The 13,250-nt window shown below is 40.5% G+C and carries 13 protein-coding genes; all 13 read left to right on the top strand.

All coding sequences use genetic code 11. The features are described 5' to 3' along the window. Positions 1-45 precede the first annotated feature (45 nt). The 13 genes from cls to FFM67_RS03935 all read left to right on the top strand — a co-directional run bounded on the left by cls (position 46) and on the right by FFM67_RS03935 (position 13,238). The gene (cls, locus tag FFM67_RS03995; RefSeq protein ID WP_137613331.1) at positions 46-1,494 is read left to right on the top strand and encodes a cardiolipin synthase; all 1,449 of its coding nucleotides are present in this window, start codon (positions 46-48) and stop codon (positions 1,492-1,494) included. Positions 1,495-1,587: 93 nt separating this feature from the next. Then, the gene (locus tag FFM67_RS03990) at positions 1,588-2,439 is read left to right on the top strand and encodes a phosphate ABC transporter substrate-binding protein PstS (protein ID WP_137613330.1); all 852 of its coding nucleotides are present in this window, start codon (positions 1,588-1,590) and stop codon (positions 2,437-2,439) included. Positions 2,440-3,104: 665 nt separating this feature from the next. Next, positions 3,105-4,037 carry a phosphate ABC transporter permease subunit PstC gene (gene pstC / locus FFM67_RS03985; RefSeq protein WP_071862277.1) on the top strand — a complete coding sequence of 311 codons (933 nt, stop codon included), beginning with the start codon at positions 3,105-3,107 and terminating at the stop codon, positions 4,035-4,037. Continuing rightward, entirely contained in the window at positions 4,030-4,917 is an 888-nt protein-coding gene (gene pstA / locus FFM67_RS03980) for a phosphate ABC transporter permease PstA (protein WP_137613329.1), read from the top strand. Before pstC ends, pstA begins: the two co-directional genes overlap by 8 nt. 63 nt (positions 4,918-4,980) lie before the next feature. Continuing rightward, entirely contained in the window at positions 4,981-5,781 is an 801-nt protein-coding gene (pstB, locus tag FFM67_RS03975; protein ID WP_137613328.1) for a phosphate ABC transporter ATP-binding protein PstB, read from the top strand. Between the two features lie 213 nt (positions 5,782-5,994). Next, positions 5,995-6,750, top strand: coding sequence for a phosphate ABC transporter ATP-binding protein PstB (pstB, locus tag FFM67_RS03970; protein ID WP_137613327.1), 756 nt, complete (start codon positions 5,995-5,997; stop codon positions 6,748-6,750). Positions 6,751-6,811: 61 nt separating this feature from the next. Next, on the top strand, positions 6,812-7,489 hold the full coding sequence (gene phoU / locus FFM67_RS03965; protein ID WP_071862273.1) for a phosphate signaling complex protein PhoU: 678 nt from the start codon (positions 6,812-6,814) through the stop codon (positions 7,487-7,489). Positions 7,490-7,673: 184 nt separating this feature from the next. Then, complete coding sequence (gene liaX, locus FFM67_RS03960; protein WP_137613326.1) at positions 7,674-9,215, top strand: daptomycin-sensing surface protein LiaX; 1,542 nt, start codon at positions 7,674-7,676, stop codon at positions 9,213-9,215. A gap of 25 nt (positions 9,216-9,240) precedes the next feature. Then, entirely contained in the window at positions 9,241-9,558 is a 318-nt protein-coding gene (locus FFM67_RS03955) for a PspC domain-containing protein (RefSeq protein WP_137613325.1), read from the top strand. Beyond that, entirely contained in the window at positions 9,558-9,923 is a 366-nt protein-coding gene (locus tag FFM67_RS03950) for a phage holin family protein (protein WP_137613324.1), read from the top strand. Before FFM67_RS03955 ends, FFM67_RS03950 begins: the two co-directional genes overlap by 1 nt. Positions 9,924-10,342: 419 nt before the next feature. Beyond that, positions 10,343-11,278 (top strand): HPr(Ser) kinase/phosphatase, encoded by a 936-nt coding sequence (hprK, locus tag FFM67_RS03945; RefSeq protein ID WP_137613323.1) that lies wholly within the window; start codon positions 10,343-10,345, stop codon positions 11,276-11,278. A 1-nt stretch (position 11,279) separates the two neighbouring features. Beyond that, on the top strand, positions 11,280-12,110 hold the full coding sequence (lgt, locus tag FFM67_RS03940; protein ID WP_137613322.1) for a prolipoprotein diacylglyceryl transferase: 831 nt from the start codon (positions 11,280-11,282) through the stop codon (positions 12,108-12,110). Between the two features lie 111 nt (positions 12,111-12,221). After that, positions 12,222-13,238, top strand: a complete 1,017-nt coding sequence (locus tag FFM67_RS03935) for an NAD(P)H-dependent glycerol-3-phosphate dehydrogenase (RefSeq protein WP_137613321.1) — start codon at positions 12,222-12,224, stop codon at positions 13,236-13,238. The last annotated feature ends 12 nt before the right edge of the window (positions 13,239-13,250 follow it).

Genomic DNA, 13,250 nt, shown 5'->3' with positions numbered 1-13,250 from the left:
AATCCGCTTTTTCTCGGCTATTCTTTATAAGAAGGAGTTGGGGTCATGTCGTTTGTGACAGAGCATATGGGGTTATTTTTCTTAATTATCAATACAATTTTATCGTTTATTATTGTTTTTCGCGAACGCAAAGATACGGTTAACACGTGGGCGTGGTTATTAGTTTTAACCTTTATTCCCGTATTGGGATTTGTTTTATATATCTTTTTCGGTAAAGGAATCTCGAAAGAACGCATCTTTGATATGAAGATTCAAACAAAAATCGGGATGAATGTTGAAGTTCAACAGCAGCAGCGCGCCTTTCATCGCGGATTGTTTCCCAAACCTAATACCGATCAAGTGGATCCAAGACAGCTGATCTATATGTTGACGATTTTTGAAAGTTCATTGTATACCACGAATAATGATGTGGTACTTTATACGGATGGGCGAGAAAAATTTGATGCACTGCTGGAAGATATCCAGCAGGCGAAGTATCACATCCATATGGAATATTATATTTATCGGGCAGACGCGTTGGGACTTGAAGTTCGCGCAGCCCTGATTGCAGCTGCTAGTCGGGGTGTAAAAGTTCGATTGTTGCTGGACGCTTGGGGCTCCACGCAAGCCAACCGTCATTTTTTTGCGCCTTTGATTGAAGCTGGAGGAGAAGTTGAATTCTTCTTTCCATTATTTCTACCTTATATAAATCCACGAATGAATTATCGGAATCATCGTAAGATCGTGGTGATCGACGGAGAGATTGGCTATACTGGTGGTTTTAATGTCGGCGATGAGTATCTAGGGTTAGTAGAGAAATTCGGCTATTGGCGAGACAATCATTTACGAATCCGTGGTCAGGCTGTGTACACGTTGCAGAACCGCTTTTTGATGGATTGGAATTCGCAACAAAAAAATGAAGTGGTTTATCAACCGGATTATTTTCCGGAGATTGAGTCCAAAGGTAAACTGGCCTTGCAAATTGTCAGCAGTGGGCCCGACAGTGAACATGAACAAATTAAAATGACGTATTTAAAAATGATTAATTTAGCTAAAAAAGAAATTTTGATTCAAACGCCTTATTATATTCCTGATGCTTCGATTCATGAAGGATTGAAGTTGGCACTGTTATCAGGCGTTAAGGTGCGAATCCAAATTCCTAATAAACCCGACCACTTATTGGTTTACTGGGCGACCTATTCCTTTGTTGCCGAATTGATCGAATACGGTGCAATTATCGAAACCTATGAGGATGGATTTATCCATGCGAAAACAATGGTGATTGATTCTGGGATTGCTTCGGTTGGTTCAGCGAATATTGATGTACGTTCGTTTAAATTGGATTTTGAAGTGAATACGATTGTTTATGATAGTGATTTTGCGGAACAAGTCAGAGAAGCCTTTTATCAAGATTCGATGCGCTCTGAACTATTGACCCAAGAAAAATACAATCAGCGAGGGACTTGGATTAAATTCAAGGAAGGCATCGCTCGTTTAATTTCGCCACTCTTATAAAAATTATTTGCGCTTTCTGGGTTTGATAGGATAAAATGAACTAGCTTGTTTAATGTAACTTAATTCAAAGGAAACATGTTAAGGAGATTTTTCATGAAAAAACGGTTATTACTTCCGCTATTAGGAATGATTTTACTTTTGTCAGGTTGTTCAAAATGGATCGATCGCGGCGAATCAATCACTGCTGTTGGTTCATCTGCATTGCAACCACTTGTTGAAACAGTGGCAGAGGAATACCAAAGCAAAAATCCCGGCCGGTTTATTAACGTTCAAGGAGGCGGGAGTGGCACTGGTTTGAGTCAAGTGCAATCTGGTGCGGTGGATATCGGAAATTCAGATTTGTTTGCGGAAGAGAAAAATGGGATTGATGCAAGCAAATTAGTGGATCATAAGGTTGCAGTTGTGGGGATTACTCCAATCGTTAATAAAGGGGTAGGCATAAAAGATATCAGCTTAGAAAATCTACGCAAGATTTTCTTAGGTGAGATCAAAAACTGGAAAGAAGTCGGCGGCAAAGATCAAGAGATTGTCATTTTGAATCGTGCTTCAGGTAGTGGAACGCGTGCAACGTTTGAACAGTGGGTCTTGGATGGAAAAACCGCAATTCGGGCGCAGGAGCAAGATTCCAGTGGCATGGTACGGCAGATTGTAGCAGATACGCCGGGTGCTATCAGTTATACCGCTTTTTCGTATGTAACCAATGAAGTTCAAACACTGAGTATCGATGGTATTCAGCCTACGGATGAAAATGTAAGTACCAATCGCTGGAAGATCTGGGCTTATGAACACATGTATACAAAAGGTGAACCCACAGAGTTAGTCAAAGATTTTCTTGAGTATATGCTTTCGGACAGTGTCCAAGAAAAAATTGTTCCTCAACTAGGGTATATTTCAATTTCAGAAATGAAAGTGGAACGCGACTGGCAAGGGAATCAAATTAATTAAATAGCTGTATAAGTAAGATCCTGACTGATTTTTGTTGGGGTCTTTTTTTTAATTCTTGTTCTAATCAACTTATTGAGCAGGATAACAGCTTTTTGAGTAGAAGCTCGGTATACTTTTAGCATAAGCTTCAGTCATACTAAAAAAATGATTCCCATCTAGGATAGAAAAATATTAGCCTACGAATTTATGTTTTTTTGTTAATATAAAGGAGTTGCAACTACTAGTTGATCAAAAAGAAGCACCAAGTTGTAGGAAGAAGGAACTCGTTTTTCGGTATCTCTAACTTGATGAGCAGTAAACCGAAGCGAGAGGTGAGTAAAAGGTTATTAACAGATAAGAATATGCAAGAACGGAAGCAGAAGGGGTGGACGCAAGAAGACTTAGTTGAATGAGACCATTTCTAAGTGGCAATACAACCGAATAGCCGTAACTAGTGATTCTTGTTACAGCTATTTTCAGCACTTATCCGGGACCGTTTTTTCATTTACACGTTCTTTACAAATGTCACCCAATCGTTACAGAAGGTTAAAAAGAAATTGATTTTCAATAGGTAAAATGATTTTGTTGGTTTAAAAAATAATGAACCTCAAAAGAAAATAATTACAAGAATACGAATTGTTTCTTAACGAATCACTGCGTTTCGTGGAAATCAGGAGGAGTCAGCCTTGGAAAATGAAGATGTAAAAAAAGCCCTCACAACAAAATCAAAACGCGCGAGGATTGAACAGCGGGGACGCTTCATCAGTTTTGTGTGTATCGCGTTGATTGTGTTTGTAGTTGGAGCCATTTTTTATTTTGTAGCAAGTAAAGGGTTATCAACTTTTTTTGTAGATAAAATTAATGTATTTGACTTTCTATTTGGAACAGTCTGGAATCCTAGCGCTACGGGTCCTGACGGCCAGCCGTTAGTCGGTGCATTGCCGATGATCTTAGGATCGTTCATGGTGACCTTTTTATCAGCGATCGTGGCAACACCTTTCGCGATTGGTGCAGCGGTCTTTATGACCGAAATTTCACCTACGAAAGGGCAAAAATTCTTACAGCCGGTTATTGAGCTACTGGTAGGAATCCCCTCAGTTGTTTATGGGTTCATTGGTTTAACCGTGATCGTTCCTTTTATTCGGTCAATTTTTGGTGGAACAGGTTTTGGGATTTTGTCCGGGACCTTTGTTTTATTCGTTATGATCTTGCCGACAGTTACAACAATGACTGTCGATACATTGAAATCAGTACCACGTCATTATCGGGAAGCGTCATTAGCTCTTGGTGGAACCCGTTGGCAAACAATTTATAAAGTGGTCTTACGAGCAGCTGTGCCGGGAATTTTAACAGCGGTGGTCTTTGGAATGGCTCGAGCCTTTGGTGAAGCGTTGGCCATTCAAATGGTTATCGGGAACGCTGCGCTAATGCCGACCGGCTTAACGACACCGGCTTCCACATTGACCTCGATCTTAACCATGGGAATTGGAAATACGATTATGGGCACAGTAGAAAATAATGTGTTGTGGTCGTTGGCCTTGATCCTATTATTTATGTCATTAGTTTTCAATATTTTGATTCGTTACATTGGTAAGAAAGGGGAGATAAGCAATGGGTAAAGCCAAACGCGCAGATAAAATTGCAACCGGCGTGCTTTATGGCGTCTCCGCTTTGATCGTAGCGATCTTAGCCTTTCTATTACTGTATATCTTGATTCGCGGCTTGCCTCATGTCTCGTGGGAATTTTTGACTTCGCCTTCGAAGGCCTATCAAAAAGGCGGCGGAATCGGGATTCAATTATTCAACTCGATTTACTTATTATTGATCACGATGATCATCAGCTTACCGATTTCCTTAGGCGCCGGGATTTATTTATCGGAATATGCCAAAGATAATTGGGTGACCAATGTGATTCGGACCTCGATTGAAATTTTAAGTTCTTTACCTTCAGTTGTTGTTGGTTTGTTCGGTTTCTTATTGTTCGTTATCCAGTTTGGCTACGGCTTCTCGATTTTATCAGGAGCATTAGCCCTGACCTTGTTCAACTTACCTTTACTAACAAGAAATATTGAAGAGTCCTTGCGGGCGATTCATTACACACAACGTGAAGCTGGCTTGGCGCTAGGTCTCTCACGTTGGGAAACGGTAACGAAGATTGTAGTACCTGACGCATTGCCAGGAATTTTAACAGGGGTAATCTTGAGCTCAGGCCGGATCTTCGGTGAGGCGGCGGCCTTAATTTATACCGCGGGCCAAAGCGCCCCAGCTTTGGATTTCACCAACTGGAATCCATTAAGCGTTTCAAGTCCTTTAAGCATTTTCCGTCAGGCAGAAACATTAGCGGTTCATATTTGGAAAATCAATACAGAAGGAACAATGCCGGATGGAAACAGTGTGTCTGCTGGAGCGTCTGCCGTTTTGATTTTAGCTGTGTTACTCTTCAACTTTGGTGCCCGTGCAATCGGTAAACGACTTCATAAAAGAATGACTTCAGCGTAAAGACAATTTTTTATTGAGAAGTTTAAAGCAAATGATTGCTGACTATGAATTAGGAGAAATTCGATGAAAGAATATAATTGGGACGAACGCAACCTCATTAGTATGCCCGGTGAGATCGCGCTTCATACAGAAGACTTGCACGTTTATTATGGTGACAACGAAGCCATTAAAGGTGTAGATCTGGAATTTGAAAAAAATAAAATCACGGCCTTGATCGGACCGTCCGGCTGTGGGAAGTCAACTTATCTACGTTCATTGAATCGAATGAATGACGGCATTAGCAGTGCCAGAGTGACTGGGAAAATTATGTACAAAGACGTAGACGTCAACGCGGACAATATCGATGTTTACGAAATGCGTAAACGAATCGGTATGGTTTTCCAACGACCAAATCCTTTCAGTAAATCAATTCGTGAAAATATTACCTTTGCTTTGAAACAGCACGGTATGCGGGACAAACATCTGCTAGAAGAAACCGTTGAGACAAGTTTGAAACAAGCCGCATTATGGGATCAAGTGAAAGATAATCTCGACAAAAGCGCGCTGGCTCTTTCGGGTGGGCAGCAGCAACGTTTATGTATCGCCCGAGCAATCGCAATGAAGCCGGATATTTTATTGTTAGACGAACCGGCTAGTGCATTGGATCCGATCTCAACGGGTAAAGTAGAAGAAACGCTAGTTCAATTAAAAGAGGATTACACGATCATTATTGTGACTCATAATATGCAGCAAGCGGCTCGGATCAGTGACTATACAGCCTTTTTCTATTTAGGGCATGTCATTGAATACGATCAAACACCAAAAATCTTTACTCGTCCAAAAATCCAAGCAACCGAAGATTATGTATCTGGCCACTTTGGGTAAAAAGATCTTGAATCTAAGAGAAATAAATTCTTTCGTATGAAAAAGGATGACAGTCCAACTTTTAGCAGGTTACTAGGAACTGAAACAATGTAGTAGATTTTGTGGAGACAAAAGAAGCAATCTAGTTGGATGATATACGGCTTGAACATCAAACTTATTTTTCCTGAACTTAGGGAAAAATAAATTCTTTAGTATGAAAAAGGAGATAATTGAATGTCAAAGATTATTACTTCTAAGGATCTTCATTTATATTATGGAGAAAAAGAAGCACTAAAAGGGATTGACATGGCCATTGAAAAGGGCGAGATTACAGCGATGATTGGACCTTCGGGTTGTGGAAAATCAACGTATTTGCGTTCGTTGAATCGCATGAATGATCTGATTCCGGGTGTGACGATCACTGGCAGTGTCGTTTACAAAGGTAAAGATATTTATAGTCCTAAGACCGATACGGTAAAACTCCGTAAAGAAATCGGAATGGTTTTTCAACAACCGAATCCTTTTCCATTTTCGATTTACGAGAATGTCATCTATGGGTTAAAATTAAAAGGGGAAAAAGACAAGAACAAACTGGATCAAGTGGTGGAAGAAAGTTTGAAAGCCGCTTCCGTTTGGAATGATGTGAAGGATAAGTTACATGAAAGCGCCTTGTCTTTATCTGGTGGGCAGCAACAGCGGGTCTGCATTGCTCGTGTATTAGCGGTGAATCCTGAAGTGATTTTGATGGATGAACCAACCAGTGCCCTTGATCCTGTTTCGACGGGAAAAATTGAGAATATGTTGTTGGAGTTAAAGGAAAACTATACGATCATCATTGTGACTCACAACATGTCTCAGGCTTCACGAATTTCTGATCGGACCGCTTTCTTTTTACAAGGAGAGTTGATCGAGTTTGATAAAACGAAAAAGATTTTCTTAGACCCGGCCAGACAGGAAACCGAAGATTATATCTCAGGAAAATTTGGCTAAGTCAGTCGTCTTATCACAGACTAGCATGAAAACGACAAGAACAGGAATAAGGAGGGTAACGATGTTACGTACACAATTTGAAGAAGATTTATTGAATCTCCACAATCAGTTTTACGAAATGGGGATGATGGTTTCCAGTGCAGTGCATAAATCAGTTCGGTCATACATTGACCATGATAAAAAATTGGCGCAAGAGGTCATTGATCACGATGTTGAGATCAATGACATGGAGGTCCGCTTAGAGAAAAAAAGTTTTGAGATGATCGCTTTGCAACAGCCGGTTACGACCGATTTACGGACGATTATCACGATCATGAAGGCTAGTTCAGATTTGGAACGGATGGGGGACCATGCGGTTTCAGTTGCGAAATCAACGATTCGCTTGAAGGGCTTACCACGGATTTTAGAAGTTGAAAAGGAAATCAACGAAATGTCCAACTACGTGAAAAAAATGGTAGACAATGTTTTGATTGCGTATGTGAAGACCGATGAAAAAGATGCGCGGATGATTGCCAAGATGGATGAGCGGGTGAATGATTACTTCCAAAAAATCTATGACATGACTACCAATACGATGGAAAAAGAATCAGATACTATCATTAGTGGAACGGATTATCTACACGTGGCTGGCTACTTGGAGCGAGTAGGGGACTATGTCACGAATATTTGCGAGTGGATCGTTTACTTAGCAACAGGGAAAATCACCGAATTAAATAGTAATCGCAACGAAAATTTTTAAATTAAGCTGGAAACAGGTGTGGGAAACTTCATCTGTTTTTTTATGTATATAATAGAAGAAACCTTCTATTCAGGAAGTCGGATAAAAAGATGGGTCTTTAGTCCTATGACAAACGGATAAAAACATTGCATAATATGAATGTAAACAAAAGTAAGGTATTTGCTTTTTGAAGGAGGCAATTTCTATGAATGAAAGACAACGTATTTTAGAATTAGTTAAAAAAGGAATTTTATCAACTGAAGAAGGTTTAGATTTATTAGAAAGTATGGCCAAGGCGAAAGATGAAGCGCAGATCAAACAAGCTGCTGACAAAGTGGATTCTTATCATCGGGACCAAGCAACCAATTTGGTAGATGATTGGGAAAATGAAAAAGAAGCCAATGGATCTGAAGAACAGGACTTGGAAGATCTGGAAGCGTACTTTGATGATTTAGCGACAGAAGCCAACCACATTTCTGCTCATATTGATGAAATCAATCAACAAAAGAATGAGTTGAAGGCGGCACTCCATGAAAAACAAGAGGTTTTGATGGAATTGAACACGAAGGAAGAGTTGGATTCTTTATCAGATGAAGATGAAGACATTCGCAAGACCGTGGAAGAAGAAATCAAAGACTTGGAAGCACAGGTCGCTGATTTGGAAGGTCAAGCGAAGGCTGAAGAGGAACAATTGAAAAATGTTCAAGAAAATCAAGATGAAGGTCGTAAGAACCGCAGCCGCAATCGTTTCGACATTCCGGATGATTTGAAAGATCAAGCAACTGAAACGTTCTCGCAAGTTGGTGAAAAGTTGGGTGAAGCCGGTATTCAATTAGGCCGTCTAATGAAGAAAACCTTCAAAACAGTCTCAGATACAGTAGAAGAAAATGTTGACTGGAAAGACTTTAATGTCAAAGTTCCTGGTCTGATTACTTCTAAATTTGAACACCAATTCTTATACACGGACGTTGAACCAACCTTGATCGATATCAAATTGGCTAACGGTAAAGTGACCTTAAAGGCTTGGGATGAAAAAGACATCAAAGTCGATGCGAAAATCAAGCTTTATGGTAAAATGAACGAGGCAACGCCATTACAGTCATTGATGGAACGCAGCCAAATCGAAGTGGATGAAGATCATATCTCATTCCAAATTCCGAATAAACGGGTACAAGCCGACTTGGTCTTCTATTTACCAAAACGGACGTACGATCACGTAGCTGTAAAATTATTGAATGGTGATTTGACTGTTGAAGCGATGGATGCAAAAGATGTCTATGCGAAATCGACCAACGGCAATATCAGCTTCAAACAAATCAACGCAACCATGTTAGAAATTCAAGGCGTCAACGGTAACATTGAGATTCGCGAAGGCGAAATCTTAGATTCTATTATTGAAACAGTCAATGGCAATATCACCACAAAAGCAGCCATTCAAAATTATGGGATCTCACTAGTCAATGGTGATGTAAAATTAACAGCGGGCCATGACACGTTACAAAAAATCAAAGCAAGTTCAGTCAATGGGAATGTGAAAGTAGCTTTGAATACGACCATTGGTTTAGAAGGTTTAGCAAAAACAAGCTTAGGCAGTATCAACGACCGGCTCTCTGATTATGAAGTAGTCCGAGAGAAAAAAGAAAAGACGAATCGCTTATTGCAATTCCGTCGCGTTGCCGATGAGATGGCGCAAATCGATGTCTCTACAACGACCGGCAGCATTTTCTTGAAAGATTTTGACAACTAGGGAATAATAAGGAAGGAAGATTCATATGCGAAAGAGATTACAAAAGTCACGAAATAATGTGGTACTAACCGGTACCCTAGCAGGGATCGCCGAATACTTTGGGATTGATCCGACAATCGTGCGTGTGATTTATGTTTTCTTAAGTCTCGGCTTTATTGGCGCACCAGTTATTTTGTACATCTTGCTGGCATTAGTAATTCCAGCTGGACCAAAAGACCGTGATTCTTATGGACATAACAATCCGTATTATGGTAACAATAATTACAATGACTATGAGAGAAAATCGTCCCGCCAGCGTAAGCAAGCGGACAAACTCGACGATGACGACTGGAGCGACTTTTAATGACCTACCTACAGCGCGTAATAGCCAATGCACTGATCTTCATTTCTTTATCAGTGCTCTTTCCTAACCAAGTTTTTGTGGAAAGTATTACAATGGCTATTCTTGCAAGCTTTGTCCTTTCAATTTTAAATGCCTTAGTGAAGCCGATTTTAGTTTTGCTTTCACTACCGCTGAATATATTGACCTTTGGACTTTTCAGCTTTGTAATTAGCGCTGGTATGTTGCAATTGACTTCTAACCTACTAGGAAACTTCCGCTTTGGATTCTCTAGTTTTACTGTCTCCATTCTGGTCGCCGTTGCGATGGCATTCGTCAACGCGATCGTCTCAGACCATAATATAGATAAATACGCAGACAAAAGATAGGTGAGCACTCACCTATCTTTTTTTTTGCGAGTCGGACTTTTGGTAGAATCATTATGGATAGAAGTTAATCATATTTTATCACCGAATTAATGATTAAGCTGTTTAGTCCGATCGTATGCGTGACGAAGATAATCCTCATTTTTCAGTTTTTTTGAAAAATGATTTCCTTTAGCAAAGTTAGTTGTCAGTTATGCTTTCGCAGTTTTTATGGTTAGGAAAAGAAAAAATAAATTTCCTTAATTTGGTTCGTTGCCGAGTCGTATTTTTTTAATTTAAACTTCTACTGTACCTTGTTTTATGAGGTTTCGTTAACATTTTGTAAAGCCTTTTATGATTCTTATCTGATATGTCTAGCTGAACCTAGTCACTCTTTGGATAAAATGATAAAATAGAGCGGAAGTGTAGAAAAGAGGGATTAGATGGCTGAAACAGTAAAAGTAAAAGAACTTGTTGACAAACTTTCGTTAGAAGTAGTGACAGGTGATGAAGAAAGTCTAGAGCGGGTTGTTACTACCGGCGATATTTCTCGTCCAGGTTTAGAATTGACCGGCTATTTTAATTATTATTCCCATGATCGCCTGCAGCTTTTTGGAAATAAAGAAATTACCTTCGCAGAACGTATGATGCCGGAAGAACGCTTAATGGTACTACGTCGGATGTGTAGTGATGATACACCGGCTTTCATCGTTTCTCGGGGATTAACACCGCCAAAGGAAATGATCGAAGCAGCTAGTGAACGAAATATTCCAGTGTTAAGCTCGCCGATTTCCACCTCCCGGTTATTAGGTGAAATTTCAAGCTTTCTAAATGGCGGCTTAGCGCCACGAACCAGCGTTCATGGTGTACTAGTCGATGTTTATGGGCTAGGTGTATTGATTCAAGGGGACAGCGGGATCGGAAAAAGTGAAACCGCGTTAGAGTTGGTGAAACGAGGGCATCGGTTGATCGCAGATGATCGGGTGGATGTGTATCAGCAAGATGAACTGACCCTTGTTGGTGAACCGCCTAAAATTTTGCAGCACTTAATCGAGATTCGCGGGATCGGTATCATTGATGTCATGAATTTATTTGGTGCCAGCGCGGTGCGCGGCTCCATGCCAGTCCAGTTAGTTGTTTATTTGGAAAGCTGGTCAAAAGATAAAAAATACGATCGCTTAGGTAGCGGTAACACTGAAGTAGAAATCGCGGAAGTAAAAATTCCGCAAGTTAAGATTCCAGTGAAAACTGGGCGAAACGTCGCCATCATTATTGAAGTGGCTGCGATGAATTTCCGTGCTCGTACGATGGGTTACGATGCAACGAAGACCTTTGAAGATCGGCTTACCCAATTAATCGAAGAAAACTCGGATCAGTAGTATGGCAGCACAAGTAAATCGCGTGGCCTTTGAATTGTTTGGTCTTCAAATTTATTGGTATGCGATCATCATTGTTTCTGGAATAGCGATCGCTTTGTGGATGGCGAATCGTGAAGCCGTAAGAGTCGGTTTAAGAGAAGATGACATGACGAATTTTCTTTTGTGGGCATTGCCGATTGCGATTATTGGGGCACGGTTATATTATGTCTTATTCGATCTTGAACCCTATCTGGCTGATCCAATTCAAATTTTTAACACCCGCAGTGGCGGCTTAGCAATTTATGGTGGATTGATTGCTGCAGCGATTGTTTTAATCGTTTACACGCGGCATCATTTTATTGATCCATGGCTATTTTTAGACGTGGTGGCACCTGGCGTGTTGTTTGCCCAAGCGTTAGGCCGTTGGGGCAATTTTATGAATCATGAAGCATTTGGTGGCGAAACGACACGACATTTTCTAGAAGGATTGCATTTGCCACAATTTATCATTAACAATATGTATATCGATGGTGCTTTTCGCCAACCGACCTTCCTGTATGAATCGACATGGAGCTTAATCGGGTTTATTTTGTTGATTGTATTGCGAAAAAAATGGACGTTTAAACGCGGCGAAATTTTTTTAGGTTACGTGGCTTGGTATAGCTTTGGTCGTTTCTTTATTGAAGGTATGCGGACGGATAGCTTGTATTTGTTTGGCGGTATCCGAGTATCGCAAATGTTGTCACTAATCCTTTTTGTCGGTGCGTTGACAGTGTTTTATTATCGTCGCAAAAAAAATCCGACTATTAAACGCTATGAAAGAAATCAAGGCGTCAATCAGGCATTATTATAGTATGCTAGGATAGATTCAATTGTTTGAGAAGATCTTCTTAATTGAAGCTAAGTTTTAAAATAAGAATTAGGTAGAGAAAATGTCTACATTATTAATTAGGGGGAAATTTCTGTGAAGCAAAAAGTTGCAGTTTTAGGACCAGGCTCTTGGGGAACAGCATTGGCGCAAACATTGGCCGAAAACGGACACGAAGTAACTATCTGGGGAAATCATCAGGCGCAGATTGATGAGATTAATACATATCACACCAACCGCCATTATTTACCCGATTTAAAAATTCCTGAAAGTATCAAAGGTGAAAAAAATCTGAAGGATGCAGTGAAAGATGCGGATGCGGTTTTATTTGTAGTCCCAACCAAGGCTATTCGCTCAGTTGCTCAAGAGTTTTCCCAAGTCGCTGAAAATCAGCCAGTGATTATTCATGCAAGTAAAGGTTTGGAGCAGGGGAGCCATAAACGAATCTCTGAAGTGTTATTAGAAGAAATTCCTGAAGAGCGTCGTCAAGGTGTGGTGGTCTTATCGGGTCCGAGTCACGCAGAAGAAGTAGCGGTCCATGATATCACTACAATTACAGCAGCGAATGAAGATGAAGCATTAGCAGCCTATGTCCAAAAATTATTTATGAATGAATATTTACGGATTTATACGAATCCAGACGTCATCGGTGTTGAAATGGGCGCGGCTCTAAAAAATATTATTGCATTAGGTGCGGGTGCCTTAGCTGGACTTGATTACGGCGATGATGCAAAAGCGGCAATCATGACGCGTGGGTTAGCAGAAATTAGCCGGTTGGGTGTTGCAATGGGGGCGAATCCATTGACCTTTATCGGTTTGAGTGGTGTCGGCGATTTAATTGTGACCTGTACATCGGTTCATTCACGGAATTGGCGAGCGGGGAATCTATTAGGCAAAGGCCATAAATTAGACGAAGTGCTAGACAATATGGGGATGATTGTCGAAGGTGTTTCAACGACGAAGGCAGCGAAAGAATTGGCTGACAGCATGGGTGTCAGCATGCCAATCACGGAAATGATCTATGATGTTTTATACAATGATAAAGATGTACGTCAAGCGTGTCGCGATTTGATGATGCGTGAAGGTACGTTTGAAAATGAATTTACTTTATAAAAGAAAGCGTGG

The sequence above is a fragment of the Enterococcus viikkiensis genome (genome assembly GCF_005405345.1).
GTDB classification, from domain to species: domain Bacteria; phylum Bacillota; class Bacilli; order Lactobacillales; family Enterococcaceae; genus Enterococcus_A; species Enterococcus_A viikkiensis.
The sequence above is the reverse complement of the archived record's forward strand: the minus strand, read 5'-3'. Positions and strand labels throughout refer to the sequence as shown.

What these genes read in the sequence shown, in the direction of transcription:
- pstB (WP_137613327.1), top strand. Translation starts at nt 5,995, where the DNA reads ATGTCAAAGATTATTACTTCTAAGGATCTTCATTTATATTATGGAGAA.
- lgt (WP_137613322.1), top strand. Translation starts at nt 11,280, where the DNA reads ATGGCAGCACAAGTAAATCGCGTGGCCTTTGAATTGTTTGGTCTTCAA.
- FFM67_RS03955 (WP_137613325.1), top strand. Translation starts at nt 9,241, where the DNA reads ATGCGAAAGAGATTACAAAAGTCACGAAATAATGTGGTACTAACCGGT.
- cls (WP_137613331.1), top strand. Translation starts at nt 46, where the DNA reads ATGTCGTTTGTGACAGAGCATATGGGGTTATTTTTCTTAATTATCAAT.
- hprK (WP_137613323.1), top strand. Translation starts at nt 10,343, where the DNA reads ATGGCTGAAACAGTAAAAGTAAAAGAACTTGTTGACAAACTTTCGTTA.
- liaX (WP_137613326.1), top strand. Translation starts at nt 7,674, where the DNA reads ATGAATGAAAGACAACGTATTTTAGAATTAGTTAAAAAAGGAATTTTA.
- pstA (WP_137613329.1), top strand. Translation starts at nt 4,030, where the DNA reads ATGGGTAAAGCCAAACGCGCAGATAAAATTGCAACCGGCGTGCTTTAT.
- FFM67_RS03950 (WP_137613324.1), top strand. Translation starts at nt 9,558, where the DNA reads ATGACCTACCTACAGCGCGTAATAGCCAATGCACTGATCTTCATTTCT.
- phoU (WP_071862273.1), top strand. Translation starts at nt 6,812, where the DNA reads ATGTTACGTACACAATTTGAAGAAGATTTATTGAATCTCCACAATCAG.
- FFM67_RS03990 (WP_137613330.1), top strand. Translation starts at nt 1,588, where the DNA reads ATGAAAAAACGGTTATTACTTCCGCTATTAGGAATGATTTTACTTTTG.
- pstB (WP_137613328.1), top strand. Translation starts at nt 4,981, where the DNA reads ATGAAAGAATATAATTGGGACGAACGCAACCTCATTAGTATGCCCGGT.